Annotated in this window: 20 protein-coding genes and 4 tRNA genes; 19 read left to right on the top strand and 5 right to left on the bottom strand. The window is 62.2% G+C overall.

What is annotated here, in order from left to right; all coding sequences use genetic code 11:
• Positions 1-373 precede the first annotated feature (373 nt).
• Together H3T88_RS06320 and H3T88_RS06325 are read left to right on the top strand one after the other, a co-directional pair.
• On the top strand, positions 374-3,886 hold the full coding sequence (locus H3T88_RS06320; protein WP_198203979.1) for an RCC1 domain-containing protein: 3,513 nt from the start codon (positions 374-376) through the stop codon (positions 3,884-3,886).
• A 684-nt stretch (positions 3,887-4,570) separates the two neighbouring features.
• Positions 4,571-5,224: a helix-turn-helix transcriptional regulator gene (locus H3T88_RS06325; RefSeq protein ID WP_015021824.1), complete on the top strand. Its 654-nt coding sequence runs from the start codon at positions 4,571-4,573 to the stop codon at positions 5,222-5,224.
• Between the two features lie 601 nt (positions 5,225-5,825).
• On the opposite strand, the gene H3T88_RS06330 is transcribed toward H3T88_RS06325, so the two are convergent.
• The 4 genes from H3T88_RS06330 to H3T88_RS06345 form a co-directional block, all read right to left on the bottom strand.
• A tRNA-Val gene (locus H3T88_RS06330) sits at positions 5,826-5,898 on the bottom strand.
• 31 nt (positions 5,899-5,929) lie between these two features.
• Positions 5,930-6,001, bottom strand: a tRNA-Val gene (locus H3T88_RS06335).
• A gap of 23 nt (positions 6,002-6,024) precedes the next feature.
• Positions 6,025-6,095: transfer RNA gene (locus H3T88_RS06340), tRNA-Cys, on the bottom strand.
• 27 nt (positions 6,096-6,122) lie between these two features.
• Positions 6,123-6,195, bottom strand: a tRNA-Gly gene (locus tag H3T88_RS06345).
• Between the two features lie 162 nt (positions 6,196-6,357).
• On the opposite strand from H3T88_RS06345, the gene H3T88_RS06350 reads away from it, so the two are divergent.
• The 17 genes from H3T88_RS06350 (at position 6,358) to H3T88_RS06430 (ending at position 23,969) form a co-directional block, all read left to right on the top strand.
• Positions 6,358-7,188, top strand: coding sequence for a PAC2 family protein (locus H3T88_RS06350; protein ID WP_015021823.1), 831 nt, complete (start codon positions 6,358-6,360; stop codon positions 7,186-7,188).
• A gap of 76 nt (positions 7,189-7,264) precedes the next feature.
• Positions 7,265-9,310: a threonine--tRNA ligase gene (gene thrS / locus H3T88_RS06355; protein WP_198203980.1), complete on the top strand. Its 2,046-nt coding sequence runs from the start codon at positions 7,265-7,267 to the stop codon at positions 9,308-9,310.
• Positions 9,311-9,313: 3 nt separating this feature from the next.
• Positions 9,314-9,988 (top strand): phosphatidylinositol phosphate synthase, encoded by a 675-nt coding sequence (gene pgsA / locus H3T88_RS06360; protein ID WP_198203981.1) that lies wholly within the window; start codon positions 9,314-9,316, stop codon positions 9,986-9,988.
• Positions 9,989-9,992: 4 nt separating this feature from the next.
• Positions 9,993-11,003, top strand: a complete 1,011-nt coding sequence (locus H3T88_RS06365; protein WP_198203982.1) for a phosphatidylinositol mannoside acyltransferase — start codon at positions 9,993-9,995, stop codon at positions 11,001-11,003.
• A complete protein-coding gene (locus tag H3T88_RS06370; RefSeq protein WP_198203983.1) occupies positions 10,978-12,264 on the top strand; it encodes a glycosyltransferase family 4 protein in 1,287 nt (428 codons plus the stop codon). Before H3T88_RS06365 ends, H3T88_RS06370 begins: the two co-directional genes overlap by 26 nt.
• A 61-nt stretch (positions 12,265-12,325) precedes the next feature.
• A complete protein-coding gene (locus H3T88_RS06375) occupies positions 12,326-13,081 on the top strand; it encodes a YebC/PmpR family DNA-binding transcriptional regulator (protein WP_198203984.1) in 756 nt (251 codons plus the stop codon).
• Positions 13,082-13,085: 4 nt separating this feature from the next.
• Positions 13,086-13,667 carry a crossover junction endodeoxyribonuclease RuvC gene (ruvC, locus tag H3T88_RS06380; protein ID WP_015021817.1) on the top strand — a complete coding sequence of 194 codons (582 nt, stop codon included), beginning with the start codon at positions 13,086-13,088 and terminating at the stop codon, positions 13,665-13,667.
• A 42-nt stretch (positions 13,668-13,709) separates the two neighbouring features.
• Positions 13,710-14,321, top strand: a complete 612-nt coding sequence (gene ruvA, locus H3T88_RS06385; protein ID WP_198203985.1) for a Holliday junction branch migration protein RuvA — start codon at positions 13,710-13,712, stop codon at positions 14,319-14,321.
• A gap of 3 nt (positions 14,322-14,324) precedes the next feature.
• Positions 14,325-15,401, top strand: a complete 1,077-nt coding sequence (ruvB, locus tag H3T88_RS06390) for a Holliday junction branch migration DNA helicase RuvB (protein ID WP_232347218.1) — start codon at positions 14,325-14,327, stop codon at positions 15,399-15,401.
• Positions 15,402-15,467: 66 nt separating this feature from the next.
• Complete coding sequence (locus tag H3T88_RS06395; RefSeq protein ID WP_198203986.1) at positions 15,468-16,082, top strand: preprotein translocase subunit YajC; 615 nt, start codon at positions 15,468-15,470, stop codon at positions 16,080-16,082.
• A 108-nt stretch (positions 16,083-16,190) separates the two neighbouring features.
• Complete coding sequence (locus H3T88_RS06400) at positions 16,191-16,775, top strand: adenine phosphoribosyltransferase (protein WP_198203987.1); 585 nt, start codon at positions 16,191-16,193, stop codon at positions 16,773-16,775.
• Positions 16,776-16,797: 22 nt separating this feature from the next.
• The gene (gene sucC / locus H3T88_RS06405) at positions 16,798-18,012 is read left to right on the top strand and encodes an ADP-forming succinate--CoA ligase subunit beta (protein WP_198203988.1); all 1,215 of its coding nucleotides are present in this window, start codon (positions 16,798-16,800) and stop codon (positions 18,010-18,012) included.
• Entirely contained in the window at positions 18,009-18,932 is a 924-nt protein-coding gene (sucD, locus tag H3T88_RS06410) for a succinate--CoA ligase subunit alpha (RefSeq protein WP_198203989.1), read from the top strand. Before sucC ends, sucD begins: the two co-directional genes overlap by 4 nt.
• Positions 18,929-20,305, top strand: coding sequence for a cell division protein PerM (locus tag H3T88_RS06415; protein WP_198203990.1), 1,377 nt, complete (start codon positions 18,929-18,931; stop codon positions 20,303-20,305). The genes sucD and H3T88_RS06415 overlap by 4 nt, the downstream gene beginning before the upstream one ends.
• A 52-nt stretch (positions 20,306-20,357) precedes the next feature.
• Positions 20,358-21,959: a bifunctional phosphoribosylaminoimidazolecarboxamide formyltransferase/IMP cyclohydrolase gene (gene purH / locus H3T88_RS06420; RefSeq protein ID WP_198203991.1), complete on the top strand. Its 1,602-nt coding sequence runs from the start codon at positions 20,358-20,360 to the stop codon at positions 21,957-21,959.
• Positions 21,960-22,090: 131 nt separating this feature from the next.
• Positions 22,091-23,464, top strand: a complete 1,374-nt coding sequence (locus H3T88_RS06425) for an NAD-dependent succinate-semialdehyde dehydrogenase (RefSeq protein WP_198203992.1) — start codon at positions 22,091-22,093, stop codon at positions 23,462-23,464.
• Positions 23,465-23,624: 160 nt separating this feature from the next.
• The gene (locus H3T88_RS06430; RefSeq protein ID WP_232347220.1) at positions 23,625-23,969 is read left to right on the top strand and encodes a DUF3017 domain-containing protein; all 345 of its coding nucleotides are present in this window, start codon (positions 23,625-23,627) and stop codon (positions 23,967-23,969) included.
• Positions 23,970-23,999: 30 nt separating this feature from the next.
• Here H3T88_RS06430 and H3T88_RS06435 read toward each other — a convergent pair whose 3' ends face one another.
• Positions 24,000-25,229 carry an MIP/aquaporin family protein gene (locus tag H3T88_RS06435; RefSeq protein ID WP_198203993.1) on the bottom strand — a complete coding sequence of 410 codons (1,230 nt, stop codon included), beginning with the start codon at positions 25,227-25,229 and terminating at the stop codon, positions 24,000-24,002.
• Between the last annotated feature and the right edge of the window lie 13 nt (positions 25,230-25,242).

Here is a 25,242-nt window from a genome sequence, read left to right on the forward strand (position 1 = left end):
AGACTTCTAAAAGCGGGAGCCGAGGGCAGGCATGCACGCCCGGCTCCTGCCCGGGAGAGAGGGAAGCACGGCTAGGCCGTCCCGAAGGCTTGACAGCCCCAACCAGCCGGGCCGCTGTTTGTTCGTCAAAGCATAAGTTCATATAGGCCCGTTCGGCTTCTGTAGCAGAGTGGCTCTCGGATTCAACTGTGTTCGGGTGAGCTGTCGGGGGATCGACGCTCACATGGTTGCGTGATAACATTTGGTCAGTGATGCCCAAGGTTGCAGGGGACGGTGTCAGTAAGGTATCCTGGATTCTTTGGGGAGGTTTTTCGTGGCTTCGTCGTTGACGTCTGCCAATTCGTGTACGCACAGGTTTGGCCTGCGGTCGTTCATGTCAGCACTTGTGCTAATACCCCTCCTACTGACCGGCATGGTCACCGGCGCTGTCTTCACCTCCGGCTCAGATGTCAACGAGGGAAGGGGTCGCTATACCACTCAGGCAGATAACGATTCCCTAGGCAATCTACAACCGACCAACCTGCCTTCCCCGTCACCACTGGCCACTTCATCTATTTCCCCTTCTACTAGTCAGTCTCCGACAGGTCCTTCCCAGTCCTTTGGAATCTCGCCATCCAGCTCTTATTCACCTTCAGAAACCCAGCTAGCTGCTGATTCTCATACTGTGGTGTTCGACCCTGCCAATGGGGGCGAGGCTGAACGTGTAACTGTGCTGGATGGTTCCTTGGCGTCGCCTCCTGCTGATAATCCGAAGCGTGACGGCTACCGTTTCGACGGGTGGTCCGAGCATGACACAATGATGGACTTCCGATCCCCGATCACCAGGGACATCACCTTGAAGGCCGAGTGGACCCCGGTGACTGATTGGGTTCTCAGCCCAGACCATGGTCCGGCTTCCAGTGCCACCAGCATCACCATCACACCACCGAGTGCGGGTTCACCCTCGTTCAGCACCTTGGAAGCCCATGACGGCAAGCTGATGGGTGTGACCGGCGATGGCCGCCTGTTCACCTTGACAACGAACGATGAGATGCCTGCTCAGGTGCCATCACCGCAGCGCGAGTCCGGCGACGTGCGATTCACAGCTGGGGTCGTCGGCGATGACAGCTACGCGGCCTTGAGCCGGGACCACCGCATCTACACTTGGAGCAAAAGCGGGGAGACGCCAGCTCTGCATGACGCAGATTCTACGGCATACACCAGCATTACCATGGCTGCTGACCACCTCATGGCAGTGGATCATGAAGGCCGTATACACACATGGACCAGTAAGGGTGAACCAACAGGAAAGGCTATAAGTCTTCCCAGTCAGGCCTTAGCAGTCAAGGCGGCAGGCAATGCTGATTGCATGCTCGCTTTGGATGGCAAGGGCCAGATCTGGTTTTGGAAGCCAGATGCCATTAATGTCAATCAGATCCAACCCGTCAAGATTGCCAACCGCATTGTTCAAATATCAGCCCTGGACCATGGCTTTATGCTTCTGTACTCAACAGGCCAAGTCAGCTATCTAGACAACGGACAAACCCACCCAGAACCACTGGTTTTGTCCGACCATTCTGCCATCACAGCCATCAGCAGTGACGCCGCCCAAACGGTATTAGTTGATATCAGAGGCCGACTCTGGGCCTGGCAACCGGGAAGCAAACCCATCCGGGCGGACGACGGGAGCCAGCAGTACTTGCAGGCTGTCAAGGCCGGCAGCAGAATCACCGCCATCAGCAGGCGGGGTGGAATATATAGGTGGGGCCTGGACGCTCAACAAAGCAATCCGGGGAAGCCAGCAAAAGTCGAGACCGCCACAGCGCTCACCTTGGAATCATCCAGTCTGGACGGCAAGCCTCTCACGCTTACTAAGAACAACGGCTCATGGAAGACGGACATACCCGCCAGCAAGCCTGGATCAACCGCCATCACACTCGTCGGGAGGCAGGACGGCCAGCCTTTCAGCATGAGCCTCAACTACACGGTCGACCAGCCGCTGACGCAAGGCGTTGAGCCACGATCCACGCTCACGGTCCGATTCGACACGGACGGAGGAAGCCCTGAACCAGCAGACCAGCATTTCCCCGCCCGATACGGCAGGGTGAAGCGGCCGTCCCCCGACCCGGCGCGCGAAGGCTTCCTGTTCGACGGATGGTTCACCGGCGAAGTCGCCTACGACTTCAGCAGGCCCGTCGACAAGGACCTGACCCTGACCGCCAAGTGGACGCCCGCAGGCCGGAACAGCACGTGGAGCATCAGCCCCGACAAGGGCAGCCAGCTGGGCAACGAGGCCACGACCATCACCCCGCCAGACACCAGCCGAGGCATCAGGTTCAGCCAGATCAGCGGAGGAACAGACTACAATGACGGTTTTTCCTTGGCTGTGGCCAGCGACGGGAACGCTTACGCCTGGGGAAGTAACCAGTATGGCCAGCTCGGCGACGGGACGATCACCAGACGGACTACGCCGGTCAGGGTGAGCAAACCTGTAGGCGCGCCGACGGATTTCACCTTCGTGCAGGTCAGCGCCGGATACTGGCATTCGCTGGCCATCGGCAACGACGGCAACGTCTACGCTTGGGGAGACAACAGGTATGGCCAGCTCGGCAACGGAACAACCGGCGGCTATCAGACTAAGCCGGTCAGAGTGCAGACGCCTGACCGCAAAACATATCCGGATCTTCCAGCGGATTTCACCTACGTGCAGGTCAGCGGCGGAGGCAATAATTCGCTGGCCGTAGGCAGCGACGGGAACGCCTACGCCTGGGGACTCAACCAGTATGGTCAGCTCGGCAACGGGACGACAACCAACCGGAATACGCCCGTCAGGGTGAGCAACCCCGCAGACACGCCGACGGATTTCACCTTCGTGCAGGTCAGCGGCGGAGCCTATTATTCGCTGGCCGTGGGCAACGACGACAACGTCTACGCCTGGGGAATCAACCAGTATGGCCAGCTCGGCAACAACACCAGCAACACTTTTGCGAATCCCATTCCTGTGCGCGTGCGGGACCCCGCCAACCCCACTGACGCGAGCAAAGGGCTGAAAGCCGTACAGGTCAACGCCGGATGGCGTCATTCGCTGGCTGTGGGCAAGGACGGATACGCTTACGCCTGGGGATACAACGACGATGGCCAGCTCGGCAACAACACCAGTAACACTTTTGCGAATCCCATTCCTGTGCGCGTGCGGGACCCCGCCAACCCCACTGACGCGAGCAAAGGGCTGAAAGCCGTACAAGTCAGCGGCGGATACGAGCATTCCCTAGCACTGGGCAGCGATGGATACGCCTACGCCTGGGGACGCAACTACGAAGGCCAGCTCGGCAACACCGCTAGCGGCTCCACTGTGAATCCCATTCCTGTGCGCGTGCGGGACCCCGCCAACCCCACCGACACGAGCCAAGGACTGAAAGCCGTACAAGTCAGCACAGGATTCCAGCATTCCCTGGCCGTGGACAGCGACGGATACACCTACGCCTGGGGAAACAACCAGTATGGAGAACTCGGCAACGACAGTATCTCCACAGGGGACTATAGTCCTGTTCCTGTACCGGCGGTGTTCAATCTGATGCCTGTGATTACCGGCATCAGATTCGATAGCACACGAGCTTCAGGGCTGACGCGCGGCGCTGGCAACAGCGTGACCGTGCTCACGCCTGCACACCAGCCGGGCACGGTCACGGTCAGCGTGGACTACACGCTGGGCGGCGCACCCAAGCAGCCGGACACCTCACTCAGATACACATACCTGCCTGTAGGAACTACAGTCGTGATTCCCCGTGCCGGCGGGGAAGGCATCCTACTGGCCCTGGCCACCGGCATAACAGGCATGGGCGGGGTCCTGGCCTCACGCCGCCACCAAAAAGAAACACAGCAACTGCTTCATGCTTGGCACGAGTAAGACAGGCCGGGTAGCGTATTAATCCCTCCCCCCCCCCGCCCCCGACCAACCACTGGGGAAGTAGGGAGACCAGTGTCACTTAAGGCTCAACCCCCAAGAGAGCCAACACTCCCTCCCGCACCCCTACCACACTTCTCCAGGCAGAATTAGGAAGGCAGGCATGCACGCCCCCACCCAGGAGAGAGGGACAAAGCTCCGAGACAGCCTGGCCGCCTTTACTGATCAAGCCATGTGTCATATAGAACCAGATGACATTTTTACAAAATCTCAGTTAAATCTACCCGACATCAAAAAGACGTGACCAGGTTCACATTTTCCTCGGCCGGTTGCAGGTGCTTATGTTTAGCTAAAGGATCCCGGTCTCGTTCTTGCAAGCTGGATTCATGGGGAACAGCCGTGGAAATGCCGAGTCCGTTACGACTGGCCGGGTTTGCGAAAAGCAAGATTCAGCCGCTTTCGTGCGCTACCATGAAAACTCCTTCGGTACTTCGGCTCTCCTGCGGCCTCGATAGGCCGTATGCAAAGGACTGAAGTGCGCAAAAGAAGGTCTAATATACGGGATTAGAGGAGGCCGATTGGCTGGTATGGAGGTGATGGACCATATCACGCCATCCAATACCTTTCGCTTCCCGCAGCACCAACCGGTGGCTACAAGCCGCCCTGTTAGGATGTTGAGGATCAGCCATGCATTTCACAGTAGACAACCTTGAAGAGGTATTTCCCCTGGCAGAATTCATAGCCGATTCCTTCGGTCCTATGGCCGAAATTGTTGTGCATGACATCACCCGCCCGGAGAATTCCATCGTATTCATCCGTAACGGTCAGCTCTCCGGACGCTCCCTGGGTGACGGGATTACTGATCAGACGCTCCAACTGGCCATACGGGCCGACCAGGACGGGGCCGACTTCGTCTCCGACTATCGTGGGCGCCGCCTGAACAAGCACGAGTTCCGCGTTTCCTCCTATCTGGTCCGCAACCTGGAGCAAACCGTCATTGGCCTGCTCTGCATCAGCATCAACATCACCGAGCTACAGCAGGCCGCCCATGTGCTGCAGACCCTGTCCTCGATCGACTCCGACGATGTGCAGATCTCCACGGAGACCTCGCGCAGCCGCATGAGCGAGGAGCCTGCGGAGAACATCCGCAGGATCACCAGGGATGAGGTCCGCCAGTTCAACATTCCAATGGACAAGCTGACCAAGCAGGACAGGTTGGACATCATTCGCAACATCAAGGACCGGGGCATCTTCCTGATCAAGGGCGCGGTGGGCATCGTAGCCCCCGAGCTCAAAATATCGATTCCAACCCTTTACAGGTACCTGCAGGCCCTCAAATAGGGCCTAAAAGTAAAACCTCCGGCAGCAGGAGAGGGGGGTATATTTCTGCGCCGCCGGAGGAGCTCTACAGCACGGCCGCCGCCGCTGGCGACAACCGGAACGTGGCCACACATACAGACCACGCAAGTATTGCATAGGTAAAACAGGGAGACCACAGTTTCCTCAAGCTGTGGTGCATTGCAGATTCAGCCAGGCTAGTTACGTGCCCTCATTGGCCTAGGCCTTTCTTCATGCTATCACCTCTTCAAGGATGCATCAGGTACTCCCGTTTCTGGCAGGTCCCCCGACCTGTTGCTAAGAGCAAATTATCACAAGGTCCCGGACATGCTCAACACTCCGTTCGCTATCCGCCATGACAACCAGCATTGCAAGCGCCAGACAGTGCGAAATTCAGCGGATACGACCACTGTAAGTGAGCCTGAACAACAAACCCCAGTTGGATTGGTAACAATAATTTATTACCTGAATTTCCGCTAGGGGAATCAGAAGTCAGGAATTATGGAAAATTCGATCACTGATAATTCAGCAGGTGGGTTGGCTGCCAATCGCAGACTGAGAACTGTCCCTAAATGAAAGATAGGGGAGAGGTAGAAAATCCAGGTGGGCGATGCAGGAATCGAACCTGCGACCCCTTCGGTGTGAACGAAGTGCGCTAGCCGCTGCGCCAATCGCCCGGATTGGAAAAGACCACCGAAGTGATCCTCGTGGGCGATACTGGATTCGAACCAGTGACCCCTTCCGTGTCAGGGAAGTGCGCTACCTCTGCGCCAACCGCCCGGGTCATTCTCGTTTCGAGAGAGAGGTGGGTACGAGAGTCGAACTCGTCTATACGGCTTTGCAGGCCGCTGCCTAACCGCTTGGCTAACCCACCGTATTGGTTAAACTGCTCGAAACCTCGAGCGGGCAACGGGACTCGGACCCGCGGTCTCGACCTTGGCAAGGTCGCGCTTTACCAACTAAGCTATGCCCGCACATTCAACTTTCACCGTGGTGGTGACTGCCGAAGCACGTTGCACTACTGTAGCGTAGACCTCCGCACTTGGCAAAAAGCGCGTGTCGCCGCGTCATAGAGCCACCCTCCGCTGACGGCAAAGCCGCGCAATACTAGGCTTCCTACCGGTAGGGTGAGAGGTATGAGTGAAGAAGCCAGGCAGCACTGCACCATGGTGGCCGCCTTCGATGGCTGGAACGATGCGTGCTCAGCCTCGACCAACGTCATCCGCCACCTTTTGAACGTCTACGAGTCCCACGAGATCGGCAGCATTCCGGGCGACGGGTTCTACGACTATCAGATGTCACGGCCCATGCTCTGCCATGTGCAGGGTCGGCGGCGGATCATCTGGCCCTCCGCCAAGATCTACCGGGTGCAGATTGATGACACCCACACTCTCCTGCTGGAGATGGGTCCGGAGCCCAACTACCACTGGAGCGACTTCTGCCGACGCAGCATCCACTGGGCCGAAGACGACGAGGCGGAGGCCATCATCACCCTGGGCGCCATGTTCGCCGACTGCCCCCACACCAGGCCCCTGCCCATCGACGATCTGGCCGGCGACCAGCCCAAGACCGACACCGACGGCCACTCCGGCCCCATAGGAATCCCCACCGTCCTGGATGCCCTGGCCACCCAGGACGGCTACAGCACCGAGTCCATCTGGGTCTCCGTGCCCCAGTACCTGGGCAGCGACGAGTGCGCCCAGGGCACCCTGCAGCTCCTGCAAAGACTCTCGGCCATGCTTGGTGTCCACCTTGACGAGGGGGAGCTGCCCCGCAAGGCCGCCGAATGGAAGGCCCAGGCCGGCATGCTGCTGCGCTGCAACGACGACCTGGCCAACTACGTCCACCGTCTGGAGATGGATGTCGACCAGGCCCAGGTGGACGAGCCGGCCGCCGAAGAGCTGGTCCGGGAAGCCGAGGATTATCTGCGCTCCATGGGCAACAAAGGCCCCTCCTTGTCTGAGTGACGACCTAGGCTGTGGCTCGATAACCATGTCCAGCCTGCACCCTGTAACGCGGGCTCCGATAGCAAGGACGGCATTCATGACACAGTCGAGCATCTCCATCATCGTCAAGGGCGAACGGAAGGAGGTGGCGGCGGATCAGACCGGCGTCCAGCTTTTTGCTGACGACAAGGACATCATCGCCGTCGACCTCAACGGGCAGCCACGTGACCTCTACACACCCCTGCATGAGGGCGACAAGGTCGAGCCCATCACCCTGGAGAGCGACCAGGGATTGGCCATCATGCGGCACTCGGCCACCCACGTCATGGCGCAGGCCGTCCAGGAGATTCGTCCGGACGCCAAGCTGGGCATCGGTCCGGCCATCAAGGATGGCTTCTATTACGACTTCGACGTGGACAGGCCCTTCACCCCCGACGACCTCAAGCAGATCGAGCAGCGGATGAAGCGGATCATCAAGTCCTCCCAGAGCTTCCGCCGGCGCGTGGTCACCGAGGAGGAGGCCCGCAAGGAGGAGGCCGACCAGCCCTACAAGCTGGAGCTGATCGGAGCCAAGGAGGCCGAGATCAACAGCGAGGAGGCCACCGAGGTGGCCACCGGCGGCGAGCTGACCATGTATGACAACCTGGACCGCGAGGGCAACACGGTCTGGAAGGACCTCTGCCGGGGCCCCCACCTGCCCAACACCCGCTACATCCGCAGCTTCAAGCTCATGCGCACGGCAGCCGCCTACTGGCGCGGGGACGAGAAGAACCCCATGCTCCAGCGCATCTACGGCACTGCCTGGGCCAACAAGGACGACATGAAGGCCTACGCCGCCCGTCTGGAGGAGGCCGCACGCCGCGACCACCGCAAGCTGGGCGCCGAGATGGACCTCTTCTCATTCCCCGACGAGATCGGGCCCGGACTGCCCGTCTTCCACCCCAAGGGCGCGGCCGTCATCAACGCCATGGAGGACTACTCCCGTGAAATGCACCGGCGCAACGGCTACTCCTTCGTGCAGACCCCGCACATCACCAAGGGCCACCTTTACGAGATCTCTGGCCATCTGCAGTGGTACAAGGACGGCATGTACCCGCCCATGCATCTGGACGAGGAGAAGGACGCCAACGGCAAGGTCACCCGCCAGGGCTTCGACTACTACCTGAAGCCCATGAACTGCCCCATGCACAACCTGATCTTCAAATCCCGCCAGCGCTCCTACAAGGAGCTGCCCCTGCGTCTGTTCGAGTTCGGCACCGTTTACCGCTACGAGAAGTCCGGCGAGGTCCACGGCCTGACCCGCGTGCGCGGCCTGACCCAGGATGACTCCCACATCTACTGCACCCGGGACCAGATGAAGGGGGAGCTGACCAACCTGCTACAGTTCGTGCTCAAGGTCTTGAAGGACTTCGGCCTCAACGACTTCTACCTGGAGCTGTCCACCAAGGATCCCAACAAGTTCGTCGGCTCCGACGAGGTCTGGGAGGAGGCCACCAACACCCTGGCCGAGGTGGCCAAGGACTCCGGGCTGGAGCTTGTCGACGACCCCGAGGGCGCCGCCTTCTACGGGCCCAAGATCTCCGTCCAGGCACGCGACGCCATCGGGCGCACCTGGCAGGTCTCCACCATTCAGCTGGACTTCAACCTGCCCGAGCGCTTCCAGCTGGAGTACATCGCCGCCGACGGCTCCCACCAGCGTCCGGTCATGATCCACCGGGCCCTCTTCGGTTCCATCGAGCGCTTCTTCGCCATCCTGCTGGAGCACTACGCCGGCGCTTTCCCAGCCTGGCTGGCCCCGGTCCAGGTGCAGGCCGTGCCCGTGGCCGACGAGTTCGCCCCCCACCTGGAGCACCTGCTGGACCAGCTGCGCGATGACATGGTCCGGTGCGAGATCGACCGCTCCGACGACCGCTTCGGCAAGAAGATCCGCAACGCGGCCAAGTCCAAGGCCCCCTTCATCCTGATCGCCGGCGAGGAGGATGTCTCCAAGAACGCGGTCTCCTTCCGCTTCCGCGACGGCAGCCAGCTCAACGGCGTGCCCGTGGAGCAGGCCCGCGCCTGGATCAACGAGGCCATCAAGGTCCGCGCCCAGATCAACTCGGCGGACGACTTCCGAGCAAACACCTCCTGCAGTCAGGACTGACCAATGTTCGAGCATCTACGGCGCCCCTGGAAGCGCATCATCGCCCCCATCGCCCGCGGCCTGGTTCGTCTGGGCGTGAGCGCCAACGGTGTCACCATCATCGGAGCCGTAGGCACCACACTGGTTGCCATCGTGACCGGGTTCACCGGCTGGCTCCTGCCCGGGGCCATCGTCCTGGCCATCCTGGTGGCCTTCGACTCCCTGGATGGGTCCGTGGCCGCGCTGACCGGCGGTGGCACCCAGTTCGGGGGCTTCCTGGACTCCACCCTTGACCGGATAGCCGACTGGGCCGTCTTGGCCGGGGTCATCATCTTCTTGCGCCGCCACGAGCTGGCCTGGGTGGCCGATGGCAGCCACCAGGGTCCCGACATCTGGGCCCAGGTGGGCATGGCTGCTGCGCTCTTCGCCATCATGACCTCCTTCGTCACCTCCTACGCCCGGGCCCGGGCCGAGGCCGAGGGCTTCGAGGCCAAGAACGGCATCGCCACCAGGTCCGACCGGCTGGTCATCATCCTGGTGGGCATGGCCCTGACGGGAGCCGGGCTGCCCCTGGCCGTGCTCAGCTGCTTCCTGGTCCTGCTGGCCCTGCTGGGCATCGTCACCGTCTGGCAGCGGATCAGCCACGTCGCCAAGGACATGAGCCGCAACCCGCAGCCCGCCAACCCCAACCACGAGTGAGCCTATGCCGGACCGACTGCTCATCTTTCTGGCGCAGCATGCCCGTCTGGTGCCCGAGGGGCTGCTGCGCGGCCTCTTCCTGGCGGCGGCCGACCTCTGCTGGCTGTTCCGGATAGGCGGCGTCAGACAGCTGGAGCGCAACCTGGCCCATGTCATGCCGGAGGCCGATCATCGCAGCCTGCGGCGCACCTCGCGCCAGGGCATGCGCTCCTACTTCGTCTACTTCGTCGAGGCCCTGACCGTAGGAGCACGGACCAAGGAGCAGCTGCTGGCGCGCATACATGGCGGCGGCAGCGCCTACCCGGATCCGGCCAAGAGCAACATCGGCCTGCGATCCCTGCCCATCGGCATGGGCCACCAGGGCAACTGGGACTACGCGGGCTTCTGGGCCTGCTCCACGGTCGGCCAGGTCACCACGGTGGCCGAGCGGCTGCGGGACCAGGGCATGCTGAACACCTTTGCGGACATCCGTCGCCGCCTGGGCATGAACATCCTGCTGACCGGCGAGCCGGACATCACCGGCCGTCTGACGACCCTGCTGCGGAAGCCCGACCAGGTGGTGCCCCTGCTGGCCGACCGCGATCTGAGCCGCCGAGGCGTCTTCGTCAAGGCCTTCGACTCCTGGATTCGTGTGGCCGCAGGTCCTGCCGTCATCGCCTTGGATGCCCGTCTGCCCCTGTATACCGTGAACATGCACAGGGAAAGGCTGACGGGGGAGCGCCGCCGGCAGGCCAAGGCCCCCTATGGTTATGTCTGCCAGGTGGATGGGCCCATCGCCATCGAGCCCTACCTGGACATGCCCCGGGAGCAGGCCATCAACGACCTGACCCAGGCATGGGTGGACCAGTGGGCCCAGGGCATTCGCGAACATCCCGAGGACTGGCACATGCTCCAGCCGATTTTCCTTGAGGATCTGGATCTTTCCCGGATGCACGACCTGCCGGACTTCATCCTGGCCCAGGCATCCACGAACAAGGGAGGTGACGGGCATGAAGGCACCCGAGCAAAGGCCTGATCAGGAGCCGGAGCGGGCCGCCATCAAGGCGCCCCTGCGGGTGGGGATCATCTCGCCCTACTCCTTCGAAACCCCGGGCGGCGTCCAACTGCACATCCGCGACTTCGCCAGGCATCTTATGGACCGTGGCCACCAGGTGCAGGTCCTGGCCCCGGGCCGACGCACACAGGACATGCCTCTCTGGGTGCAGACCACCGGTTCCTCCTTCTCCATTCCCTACAACGGATCCGTGGCCAACCTGAGCTACTTTGGCGTGGCCGGCCACAAGACCAGGCAGTGGGTCAGACAGGGCCACTTCGACATCCTGCACCTGCACGAGCCCGAGGTCCCCTCCCTGAGCCACAAGCCTCTGAGGCCCGGATTCATTCCCTGCCCCTATGTGGCCACCTTCCATGCGGCCTTCGATTCGACGCCGCTGGCACTGAGACTGACCAGGCGCTACCTGCGCCGATACCTGGCCAACATCAGCCAGGCCATCTTCGTCAGTCCCTCGGCCATGCAGAACGCCAAGAATCTACTGGAACCGGGCATACCCAGCCAGATCATCCCCAACGGCATCGAGACCCGAGCCCTGCGCAATGCCCGGCCGCGACCAGAATGGCAGGGGAGCGAGCGGGAGCCCACCATCGGCTTCCTGGGACGGATGAAGGAGGAGCGCAAGGGGTTCAGGATTCTGGCCCAGGCCGCACCTGCCATTCTGCAGCGCGTGCCCGGAGCCCGCTTCCTGTGCGCTGGGGACGGCCAGGCGGAGGCACGGAAAATACTTGAAGCCGTCGATCCCGGACTGGCCCGACACTTCACCTTCCTGGGTCGGATCAGCGACGAGGACAAGGCCTCCTTCTATCACAGCCTGAATCTGTATGTGGCCCCGCAGACCGGGGGGGAGAGCTTTGGCATCGTGCTGGTCGAGGCCATGGCTGCTGGCTGCCCGGTGGTGGCCTCGGACCTGCCGGCCTTCGAGGATGTCTCCCAGAAGGGCCGCAGCGCGCGTCTGTTCGCCATCGGGGACCCCCAGGACTGCACCCGGGTGATCCTGAGCCTGCTGGATGACCGACCCGCACGGCTGAACCTGGCCTCGTGCGGAATGCGTCGGGCCAGCGACTACGACTGGGAGCGGGTCACCGACCAGGTTCTGGATGTCTATGCCCGTGCCCTGGCGGCCCGGCCCGATCATCGCCGTGGCCTGCTGGGCAGACTGGTGGGCCGGAAGGCTGGTTCTCCTTACGATGAAGCCCCCACGAACGGGCCTGAAAACCCGTAAAATTGTCGAAGAGCGGAACTAGAATTCCATTCGTTTACGCATTCGTACCGTCAGGAGACATATGTCAGGGCATTCGAAGTGGGCGACCACCAAGCACAAGAAAGCAGCCATCGACGCCAAGCGTGGCAAGCTCTTCGCCAAGCTGATCAAGAACATCGAGATCGCTGCCCGCACCGGCGGCGGTGACCCCGACGGCAACCCCACCCTCTACGACGCCATCGTCAAGGCCAAGAAGTCCTCCGTGCCCGCGGACAACATCACCAGGGCCGTCAAGCGCGGCTCGGGCGAGGAGGCCGGAGCGGCCAACTACGAGACCATCGTCTACGAGGGCTACGCTCCTGCCGGCGTGGGCATCATCATCGAGTGCCTGACCGACAACCGCAACCGCGCGGCCGCAGAGGTCCGTTCCACCCTGACCAAGGGCGGCGGCTCCCTGGCCCAGAACGGATCGGTCAGCTTCAACTTCGAACGCAAGGGCCAGATCATCGTCCCCTCGGAGGGCCTGGATTACGATACGGTCTTCGAGAAGGCCGCCGAGGCCGGTGCCGAGGACGTGCAGGACAACGGCGACAGCTACACCGTGCTGACTGCCCCCGGCGACATGGTCACCGTCCGTAAGGCCCTGCAGGATGCCGGTATGGACTACGACTCCGCCGACCTGATCCTCAACCCCAAGAGCGAGGTCACCCTGGACCTGGACTCCGCCCGCAAGGTATCCAAGCTGATCGACAACCTGGACGACCTGGACGACGTGCAGGAGATCTACAGCAACTGGACCGCCCCTGACGAGGTCATGGCCCAGTTGGACGACGAGTGACCCTATGATTGTTCTCGGCGTCGACCCGGGGCTCACCCGATGCGGCGTTGGCGTCATTGAAGCCGGTGCATCGCGCCGGCTTTCCTTTGTTCATGTGGACGTCGTGCGCTCAGACCCCGAACAGAGCCAGGACCTGCGTCTGCTGGCAATCTACCAGGGGCTGACGGCCGCCCTGGACCGTTTCAGTCCCGATGTGGTATCCATCGAGCGGGTCTTCGCCCAATCAAATCACAACACCGTGCTGGGCACGGCCCAGGCAGCCGGGCTTGCCATGCTGGGAGCCGCGCAGCGGGGGATTCCCGTGGCCCTGCACACACCCACCGAAGCCAAGATGGCCGTGACGGGCAACGGGCAGGCTGACAAGATTCAGGTACAGCGAATGGTGGCCCGCATCCTCGGGCTCAACCAACTGCCCAAGCCCGCCGATGCGGCAGATGCTCTGGCCCAGGCCATCTGCCACGCCTTACGGCCCGCCGGTGCCATCCAGGGCGGGGAACGCGAGGAACATCTGACCCAGGCCCAACGTCAGTGGGCCCAAGCCTCTGCCAAATACGGCAGGCACCGGGGAGTCCAGCGAGACATGTAAGCTGATTCGAACAGACGTTCGATTTCATCGAGGGGTGATCAAGTGCTGGCAATGCTGACTGGGCGGGTGGCCGCCATCGAAACGGGCTCTGCTGTCATCGATGTTTCGGGAGTGGGTTTCGAGGTGCGCATGCCCCAGTCGGACTTGGCCTCCATGCGGGCCGAATCCACAGTCACCGTCTACACAGTCCTGTCCCTGACCCAGGATGCGCTGACCCTCTACGGGTTTCTCAGCCGCACATCCAAATCCCTCTTCGCCCAGCTGCAGAAGGTCAGCGGCATCGGACCCCGAGTGGCCCTGTCCATCCTCTCTACCCTGAACTCGGACCAGCTGGCCCAGGCCGTGGCTGACGGCGATGCTGCGGTCCTGTCCCGGGCGCCGGGTCTAGGCAAGAAAGGCGCTCAGAAAATCATCCTCGAACTCTCCGGCAAGCTGGATCTGGATGCCGGCAAAGGCCGACAGGGACCCGCCCAGACGGACGACGGCGCCCACCAGGTGGTTGAGGGACTGATTTCCCTGGGCTGGCTGCAGCGTGATGCCGAACAGGCCGTGGAGCAGACCTGCAAAGAGGGCGACTACACCCTGCCCCTGCAGTCGGCCGACATTCCCAAGGTGCTCAAGCAGGCTCTGACCCGGCTGGACAGGGGGCGCTGACCCATGGCTGACAAGCAGATGACCACGGGTTACATCGATTCCCAGAATGGCGACGCCCAGGAGGAATCCCTGCGGATGGTCTCGGCCAGGCCAATCGAAGGCGAACCGGTCAGCGACGAGGAGCTGAGACCGGAAAACCTGGACGGATTCATCGGCCAGCCCAGGCTCAAGGCCCAGCTGGGGCTCTTCCTGGAGGCTGCCAAAAAACGGGACGTGGCACCCGATCACATCCTCCTGGCGGGCCCTCCTGGCCTGGGCAAGACAACCCTGGCCATGATTGTTGCCCACGAGCTGGATGTGCCCATCCGTGTCACCTCGGGCCCAGCCGTCCAGCATGCTGGTGACCTGGCCTCCATCCTGAGCTCCCTGGAGGCCGGCGAGGTGCTCTTCATCGACGAGATCCACCGTCTGCCCAGGGCCGCAGAGGAGCTGCTCTACATCGCCATGGAGGACTTCCGGGTGGATGTCATGGTGGGCAAGGGCCCCGGAGCCTCCTCCATTCCGCTGACCCTGCCCAGGTTCACGGTCATCGGCGCCACCACCCGTGAGGGCATGCTGCCATCGCCCCTGCGCGCCCGTTTTGGCTTCACCGCACACCTGGACTTCTACCCGCAGGAGGAGCTGGAGAAGCTGGTCGAGCGTTCAGCCAAGGTCTTGGGTATCCTCCTGCAGGATGACGCCGCCCATCAGTTGGCCCTGCGCTCCCGTGGCACGCCCAGGATTGCCAACCGCTTGCTGCGCCGTGTACGCGACTGGGCCATAGTCCACGATCTTCCCCAGGTTGGTCCTGATGACGTCAAGCAGGCCCTGGCCCTCTACCAGATCGACTCCGAGGGGCTGGACCGCCTGGATCTGGCCGTTCTCAAGGCCATCGTCAACAGTTTCGACGGCGGTCCCGTGGGTCTGAACAACCTGGCCGCCATGGTAGGCGAGGAGGCCGAAACCGTCGAGACGGTCTGTGAGCCCTATCTGGTGCGCGAGGGCTTCCTGGTACGCACACCCAAAGGGCGTGTAGCCACCTCCAAGGCCTGGGAGCACCTGGGCCGCAAACCACCCGAGGATGTCATGAAGCTGTTCTAGACTGGGGTCTTCGCAGCAATGCGCATCGCCGTTTGATATCCGAAGAAACAAGGAGTGGAAACAACCATGGGATCCATGATTTTCATGATCGTCATCATCGCCCTGATGATCGCCATGATGTGGGGAAGCTCCCGCAAGAGCAAGCAGCAGCAGGCCGCCGTCCAGGACTTCCGTGAGTCTCTGCAGCCTGGTGACGCGGTCGCCACCACCACCGGTCTTCTGGGTAAGGTCGTCTCCGTAGACCTGGAGAAGGAGCAGGTAGTCATCGACTCCGAAGGTTCCCAGTCCCGCTGGCGCATCCAGGCCATCACCAGGCCGCCGATCGTCCCCGCCTATGTCCACGACGACGAGGTTGACGAAAACGGCAACCCCCTGCCCGAGCAGGTCGAAGGCCAATCCAAGGACGCGGATGCCACAGCCGAGGTCACCGCCGCTGAAGACGACGACAATGCCAGCGACAATGCCGATGGTGAAGAAACCGCTGCCGACGATACTGCCACGCAGAACTTTGCCGCTTCCGAGGACAAGGCTGAGGCCGAATCCCAGTCGGAGCCTGAAAACGAATCAGACAAGGCCAAGACTGCGGAGAAGTCCGAAGACGCTGCCGATGCGGATGCATCCAAGGATTCCGACGAATCCAAAGAGTCCGAGACTTCGGATTCGACTTCCGCCAAGTCCTGAACCTTATACGCGCGCCACACCTTCCGTCGGGTTGACTCTGAACGGAAACGCGGCGCGCGTATGATGGCCCCGGCAACCACTTCCTAGGAGCAAGACAGAAAGAAGATCATGGCTCAATCGGACGATATCAAGGTTGGAGAACTTAAGCAGGTGGGCGATGACGACGCCGCTTATCTGATCTCATTGATCCGTACCATTCCGGACTTTCCCAAGAAGGGGATCCTTTTCAGGGACTTCATCCCGGCCATGTCGGATCCCAGGGGATTGGCCATCATCCTAGATGCCATGAAGCGCACCCTGCCCGTGAAGCCAGAGGACTTCGACCTGGTGGCCGGCCTTGAGGCGCGCGGCTTTCTGATAGGCCCACAGCTGGCCAGCGACCTGGGCAAGGGCTTCCTGCCCATGCGCAAGGCAGGCAAGCTCCCTGACCCCACCTACAGCCAGGAATATGCCCTTGAATACGGCAACGCCCGCATCGAGATCGAGCAGGACTGTCTGCAACCAGGCCAGCGAGTCCTGATAGTTGACGACCTGATCGCCACCGGAGGATCCGCCCAGGCAGCTGCACGTCTGGTGGAGCAGGCCGGAGGCCAGGTGGCCGGTTTCAGCTTCGTCATGGAGCTCAATGGGCTGGATGGCCGCAAGGCCTTGGGGGCCTACCCGGTCACCTGCCTGATGAACATGCCCGCCTGAGCACGATTGGGGGACCATCACCATGGATTTGTACGAATACCAGGCCAGGCAGCTGCTCGCTGAACATGGCATCTCCCAACCCAGGGCCGTCTATGCCTCAACCGCAGAAGAGGCCGGCCAGGCAGCCGACGTCATCGGCTACCCATGCATGATCAAGGGCCAGGCCACCATCGGTCACAGGGGACAGGCGGGAGCCGTCAAACGAGCCGAGAATCATGACCAGGCCGTAGCCTTGGCCGAGGCCATTCTGCCCATGAACATCGACGGCCATCCGGTCAGCGGTATTCTGGTCACCGAGGCCCGCAACATCCTGCACGAATACTACCTGTCCATTTCTGTGGACCGCACCTCACGGGACTATGACGTTTTGGCCACGGCCAGCGGCGGCACCGAGGTGGAGACCATCGCCCGAGAACACCCCGAATCGGTCCGGCGCCTGCACATAGGCCCCTTGGAGGATTTCGACAGACAGGCAGCCCGTACCATGGCCGAGCGCATCGGCTTCTACCACGCAGACCTGGAGCAGGCCTCGCAGATTCTTCTAGGAATGTGGCACACCTTCCAGGACAGCGATGCAACCCTGGTCGAAATCAACCCCCTGGCCAAGGTGGGTGATCCGGACGACGAGGCCACCAAGCACCTGGATGCCCTTGATGCCAAGATCTCCCTGGACGGGAACGCGGCCTTCCGGCACGACGGCTGGAAGCGGTTCGCGGATCCGGCTCAGGTGGACCCGCTGGAAGCCAAAGCCAAGGCCGCGGGCCTGCATTACGTTCGCTTGGACGGCCAGGTGGGCGTCATCGGCAACGGCGCAGGGCTAGTCATGAGCTCCTTGGATGCTGTCGCCGGGTCGGGACGACGACAGGGCGTGCCCGTGGGACCGGCCAACTTCCTGGACATCGGTGGCGGAGCCTCGCCCGAGGTCATGCGCACCAGTCTGGACGTGGTCCTTTCTGACCCCAAGATCCGTTCGGTCATGGTCAATGTCTATGGAGGCATCACCTCCTGCCAGCAGGTGGCCCAGGGCATCCTGGCCGCCGTGAACGCTACGGGAGAGCAAGACCAGAACGACGACCGGCCCATCGTGGTCCGCTTCGACGGCAATGAGGCCGCCGAAGGGCTGGACCTGCTGGCCAAGGCCCAACAGCCTCGGCTCAGGGTGGCCCGGACCATGGAGGAGGCGGCAGACCAGGCTGTGGCCCTGGCCGCTCGAGCGGGAAGGGAGACGGGCCGATGACCCTCTTCATTGAAGACGGCGCCCCCGTCATGGTCCAGGGCATGACCGGTCACCAGGGCATGGTCCACACGGCCCGCATGATGGCGGCAGGCACCAATATCCTGGCTGGAGTCAACGCCCGCAAGGCCGGAATGACGGTCGACTTCGACGGTCCAGACAATCAGACCCGTCATGTGCCCGTATACGCCGATTGCGCAACCGCCCGTCAGGCAACCGGAGCCCGGACCTCCGTGGTCTTCGTTCCACCCAGGTTCGCCAAGGATGCCATGGTCGAGGCCATCGAGGCCGGCATCACCCTGATCGTGGTCATCACCGAGGGCATTCCAGTGGCCGATACTGCATACTGCGTGGCCCTGGCCAGGGAACACGGCTGCCGCATCGTCGGCCCCAACTGCCCGGGACTGATGACCATGTCCGACCGGCCAAACGGCACCGGCGTGGACCTTGGTATCATCCCGCAGGGTATCGCCGGTCGAGGCCCGCTTGGACTGGTTTCCAAGTCCGGCACCCTGACCTATCAGCTCATGGGGGAGTTGTCCTCCATCGGTTTCACCGCCTGCCTGGGCATCGGCGGCGACCCCATCGTGGGCACCACCATGCTGGAGGCTCTGCAAGCCTTCAACCGCGATCCTGACACCAAGGCCTGCGTCATGATCGGAGAAATCGGCGGTTCGGCCGAACAGGAGGCTGCCCACTGGGCCTCCACCCACATGACCAAACCCATCGTGGCCTACATCGCCGGCTTCACCGCTCCGGAGGGCAAGCAGATGGGCCACGCCGGAGCCATCATCTCGGGTGGCAAGGGTACGGCCGCCGACAAGAAAGAAGTGCTTGAGTCCGTCGGTATCAAGGTGGGCACCACACCCGGGGAAACCGCCCGGCTGACCCGTGACCTGTTGCGGGAGCATGCCATCATATGACCGACATGGTGAAGGCATGGCTCAGAGGGGCTCTTGAGGCCTTCCTGGCCATGCTTATCTACACCATCGCCCTCGGCGCCTGCATGGCACTGCTCCTGCTCATCATCTCCATTGAGGAGGGCGGGCCCTCCCTGTCCATGGCCACCGTTGCCCTGACAGAAACCATCACCCTGCTCACCCAGGGTTGCGGGTTCAGAGCTGGAGCTCTGACCTTGACCATCATTCCCTTGCTGCTGACGGTTCTGCTGATCTGGGTGATCCGCGCACTAGTCGGTCGACTGGGCATGTCCTTCGGTGGCTGCATTGCCGGCCTGGTCGTCTGGATGCTGTGCAACCTCATCCTCATGCAGGGCAGCCAGACCATCCAGGTCGACAGCACCCCGGTCATTCTTCTGCGGACCAGCCTGGTCTTCCTGCTGGGTTACGGCTGGGCCTGGGTCCGCTCTGAACCATTCCGACAGGCTTTTGCCAAGCGGATCAAAGAGGCCTTGCCAGTCCAGGCCCGCAGGACCATCCAGCTTGGGCTCACGGCCGGTTTAATCCTCCTGGCTGCCACGCTGGTCGCCGGCCTGATCGCCCTGATCGTCTGGATCGCCCTCTATCACACAGATGTGGGACGTTTGTTCGAACTGACACGTATGGGCACTTCCTCGGCCTTGACGACCAGTCTGGCTTCCCTGGCCTGGCTGCCCAACCTGATCATCTGGGCTGCCTCCTGGCTCTTCGGAAATGGTTTCAACATCGGCAGTCTGGCGACCTTCACCCTCTGGTCAGGCCACGCCTCCAGTCTGCCCTCGCTGCCCCTCTTTGGACTTTTCCCAGAGCCGGTTTCCCGGCAGGAGGTTCGTCTGATCCTGCTCAACCTGCCTCTGCTGGTCGGCCTGGTTGCCGGAATTCTGTTGCTGACCGGGCCATGGGGGGTCAGAATTCACGCCGCCGTGCGTCAAGCAGGACTGAAGTCCCGAGATACCGGCGTCTGCTTCCTGATGGCAACCCTGGCCATGGCCCTGGCCTGGCTGGTCACCTTGGTCGGCCTTGCCCTGCTTTTTCAGCTCTCCAATGGGGCCCTGGGCCGTCAGCGACTGGCCGGGGTGGGCGTGCCCATAGCCTCCTCCCTGCGCATGATCGGGACCTCCCTGGGGGTCGGTCTGCTGGGAGTATGGCTGCTGGCACTCGTCATTGCTGCCCTGATCGTCATCAAGGACGCTCTGATCGTCTACCTGCGTCAGTCAGGCGACAAAAAGACTTCCGCCAAGGCGGAAAACGAGGAAAAACACAACCAATCACGCGGTCAGGAGGGAAAGGAGCCCAAGGCAACCGACCGAGCAGACACACCACGACAGGTCTCGTCCACCCGCAGACCGGGAAAGTAGGTCCGAAGGTGGCGGGGCGCCTCGGCATTCAAGCATAGGAGTAGGAGTTTCCATGGTCACCACGAATCGAACCATCAACCGAGCGCTGGTCTCGGTCTACCACAAGCAGGGGCTTGAGGCCCTGGCATCGGCTTTCCGCCAGGCAGGCACCGAGGTCGTCTCCACCGGCAGCACCGCAAAAAGGCTGCAGGATCTGGGCGTCCAGGTCACCCCGGTGGAAAAGGTCACCGGTTTTCCCGAGAGTCTAGACGGCCGGGTCAAAACCCTGGATCCGCACATCCACGCAGGACTGCTGGCCGACATGACCAACCCTGACCATGTCCAGCAACTCAAAGACCTGGGCATAGCCCCATTCGACCTGGTGGTGGTCAACCTTTACCCCTTCGAGCAGACCGTCCTTGAGGGCGCCGACTCGGACCAGTGCCTGGAGCGCATCGACATCGGCGGTCCCGCCATGATCCGCGCCGCCGCCAAAAACCATGCCAGCGTGGCTGTGATCACCGACCCGGACGACTATGCCCTGGCCGCCGAACGTATAGCTTCCGGCACCGGTTTCAGCCTGGCCGAGCGTGGACGTCTGGCTGCAAAAGCCTTCGCCCTGACCGCCTCCTACGACGCGGCCATAGCCGAGTGGACAGCGCGCACATGGGTCGACGACAAGCAGAACAAGGCCAATGATCAGGGCCCAGCTCAGGCGTTGACTCGCACCTGGCGCCTGGCCAGCCAGTTGCGCTACGGGGAGAACCCCCACCAGAAGGCCGCCCTCTACCTGGATCCGCTGGACCGGGACGGGTTCGCCGCAGCAGAGCACCTGGGCGGTGCCAAGGAAATGAGCTACAACAACTATGTGGATGCGGATGCCGCCTGGCGCTCCGTCTGGGACTTCCCCGACCTGCCCGCAGTGGCCGTGGTCAAGCACTCCAACCCTTGTGGTCTGGCCGTGGGGGAGGACATCGCCCAGGCCCACCGCCGCGCCCACGCCTGCGACCCCAAGAGCGCCTATGGCGGGGTCATCGCCGCCAACCGCACGGTCACCCTGACCATGGCCCAGCAGATCAAGCCGGTCTTCACCGAGGTGATTGTGGCACCGGGCTATGAGCCCAAGGCCCTGGACCTGCTGCGGACCAAGAAGAACCTGCGCATCCTGTCTGTGGAACGCCGCCCGCGTCTGCGCCCGGTCATCCGTCCCATCGACGGGGGAGCCCTGGTGCAGACGCCCGACCTGATCGATGCCCCGGGGGACAATCCCTCCACCTGGCGTCTGGTCTCCGGCAGCCCCGCCGACCAGGCGACCATGGATGACCTGACCTTCGCCTGGCGGGCCATCCGCTCGGTCAAGTCCAACGCCGTGCTCCTGGCCAACCAGGGAGCCACCGTGGGCATCGGCATGGGCCAGGTCAACAGGGTTGACTCCAGCCACCTGGCCGTGGAGCGGGCCAACACCCTGGACGAGGGCCGTAATCGCGCCAAGGGTTCAGTGGCCGCATCCGACGCCTTCTTCCCCTTCGCAGACGGTCTGGAATATCTGATCCAAGCCGGGATCAGAGCCGTGGTGCAGCCTGGAGGATCGATCCGTGATCCTGAGGTGATCAAGGCCGCCCAGGACGCTGATCTGACCATGTATCTGACCGGGACTCGCCACTTCTTCCACTGATGAAACCGGACCCCGCGGCCGAATGTCGCCCTGCGACAAAATCATTGACCGCGGGGTCCAATGCGGTGCTATGCTGAATGAACTGACCAGCGAAGATGCTGACTGGTTATCAATCATTCGAAGGAGAAATTGTGACCTATCAGACTGTCAATCCCTTTAACAACCAACTGATCAAGACCTATCCGGATGCCACCGACGAGGATCTGGAGAATGCCCTGGCCCGTGGCCATGACCTCTACAAGACCTGGCGCAAGCAAGAAGGGCCCGGAGACCGTCCCGCGCAACTGCGCCAGGTCGCCAAGCTCTTCCGTCAGAACGAGGACGCCCTGGCAGCCAACCTGACCCTGGACATGGGCAAGCTGGTCGGCGAGGCCCACGCCGAGGTGGAGCTGTGCGCAGACATCGCCGACTACTTCGCCGACCACGCCGAGGAGCTGCTGGCTCCCGTCCCTCTGGACAACCCCGCTGGCAAGGCCTACTACATCAAGCAGGCCACCGGCATCGTGTTCATGGTCGAGCCTTGGAACTTCCCCTACTACCAGATCATGCGTGTGTTCGCCCCCAACTTCATTCTGGGCAACCCAATGATCCTCAAGCACGCCTCCAACGTGCCAGGCTCGGCTGTGGCCTTCGAGGAGACTGTGACCGAGGCAGGAGCCCCCAAGGGGAGCCTGACCAACCTCTTTGTCAACTATGACCAGGTGGACCGTGCCATCGCCGATCCCCGCGTCTCAGGCGTGGCCCTGACCGGGTCGGAACGCGGCGGTGCTTCCGTGGCCAAGTCGGCTGGAGCCAACCTGAAGAAGTCCTCCATGGAGCTGGGCGGCAACGACGTCTTCATCGTCCTGGATGACGCTGACTGGGATCTGCTCAAGAAGGTGGCCCCGAGTGCCAGGCTGATGAACGCAGGCCAGGTCTGCACCTCCTCCAAGCGCTTCATCGTCACGGAGAACCTCTACGACGACTTCGTCTCGCTCATCGTCGATGCCTTCTCGCACGCGGTTCTGGGCGATCCCAGCAACCCCGAAACCACGCTGGCCCCTATGTGCATGGTCTCCGCCCGCGACAACCTGGCCAAGCAGGTCGAAAAGGCTGTGGCCGGTGGAGCCAAGGTCGCCTACGGCAACAAGCCCTACGATTCGCCGGGGGCCTTCTTCACCCCGACGGTTCTGACGGACATCGATCGTGACAACCCCGTCTACAACCAGGAGATGTTCGGCCCCGTGGCCTCCATCTACAAGGTGGCCAATGAGGATGAGGCCATTGAACTGGCCAACGACTCCAGCTATGGCCTGGGCGGTGTGGTCTTCTCCTCGGATACCGATCATGCGGATGCCCTGGCCCGTCGTATCGAGACCGGCATGACCTTCATCAACGGCAGCTGGGTGACCATGCCTGAGCTGCCCTTCGGTGGCGTCAAGAACTCCGGCTATGGCCGCGAGCTCTACAGCCTGGGCTTCGACACCTTCGCCAACGAGCATCTGATCTTCCAGCACAAGAACTGATCCACCTGCACCCACTCCTTGTTGAAACAGCGACCGTGCCATCATCGTCCGAGGGCGATGGCGGCACGGTCGCTTTGTATCAAGAGCGCTGGTAGGCTCGAACCGGCAAAGCAAGTGCAGCAGCAAATGGAGGTCGTCGGGAATGCAGGAATTGGGAAGCATGACAGACGCAGATGAGGACGAGAATCCGGACCCCAAGCCCCCGCAGTCGGCCAGGGCGGCAAATCGCCATCCCTTCGTCTCGGAGGCTCAGGAGGGTCGTCCTATCTGCGAGGGCATCATCTTCCTGGTAGTGCTGATCGCCGCGCTTGTTGCCTTCCTCGGATACACCTGGGCCGCGACTGGACTCGTGTCCGTCGCGGCCCTGGTTTGCGGTACTCTGCGTCTAACGCTCAAGGATCGCAGCCCTTGGAAGGTGCGGTCAGTGCCCTTCGATGTCTTCATCAGCATCGGCCTGGGCATCGGCCTTCTGGTCACCTACTTCAGCATTCAGCTGCTGCTGTGACCCCTTTCAGGTTTTTCGATCCTCGGTGGTTCAGTCTTCAGTGGGCTTGTTTTTGTGTTCCTCGTCACCGTCTTCTGTTTCGGATGCAGTGTGAAGGGGCTCGACCTGCAGATCGGGAATGGTTCCTGCCTCGGCAGGGGTGACATCATCCTGGCTGGTATCGGCATTCTTACCTGGATCGGCATCCTGTCCAGCATCGACATCGGAGAGAGCCGACACATCGACAGTCTGAGCCGTGGTGTCTGCAGGAGCGTTTTGAACTGGAGCAGGAGAGGTCTGGGTCGATTGATCGTGAGCCTGGACACCTGTGGGAGCATAGGCATAAGCCTGTGATTCTACGCCCGCCTGGATACCGGTGACAAAAGCTTCAGCTTGTGCTTCCGGCTGGGCATCTGTGGCGGCACCCATGGCGCGCATGGCCATGTTGTCGGTGATGATGCTGGTCACGATGATGACCAGGGCGACCAGAGAGGCAGCCAGCAGGGGGCAGATCCAGAAGAGCCAGAGCTGTGAGATCGGGCTGACGGCCATGTGCTTGGACTGGGCGAAGATTGCGATGCCGGTGGAGCGAGCCGGGTTCAGTCCCGCGCAGGTGATGGGATAGGTGACCAGGACGCCGACGCCATAGGCCAGCCCGGTATAGAGAGCATGGTTGCGGCGGGCGCGGCCATCGGAGCGAAGGGTGGTGATGGCCGCAGCCACCACGATTATGCATCCGATGAGCTCGACCACGATGGCCATGGGCGCTCCGAAAGCGATGTGCTGCTGACTGAGGGTGGCCGCAGCGGGCGAGCCGCCGGAAAAACCGTTGACCGAGAACATGAGCCAGGTTCTTTGCGGCACGGACTTGCTGACCGGAATAAGGGCGACGGCGATCGCGCCGGCCCCAATAGCGCCAATCACCTGGGCGACGATGTAGATCAGCCCATCCACCATGCCGATCTGCGAGGTGAACATGGCGGCAACGGTCACGGCGGGGTTGAAGTGCCCACCGGAGACGCCGCCCAGCATGGCCGTCACGGCCAGGTAGGTCAGGGCGGTTCCCAGGACCGGCAGCACCACGCTGGGCTGGCCCATGACCAACTGGCCGAAGCTGTAAGACAGGTAGATGACCGCGCAGATCAGAAAGGTGCCCACCAGCTCTGCGGCCGCACGAATCCAACGAACATCACGGGGCCTGATCCGCATGCGGACGGGCTTTGCGGCAACCTGCGCGTCGGCCTGTTCGAGAACCGGCTCAGCACTTGCTTCCATAGTCATGTTCCCCACCTTG

Source organism: Bifidobacterium sp. W8110 (assembly GCF_016101375.1).
Lineage (GTDB): Bacteria > Actinomycetota > Actinomycetes > Actinomycetales > Bifidobacteriaceae > Bombiscardovia > Bombiscardovia asteroides.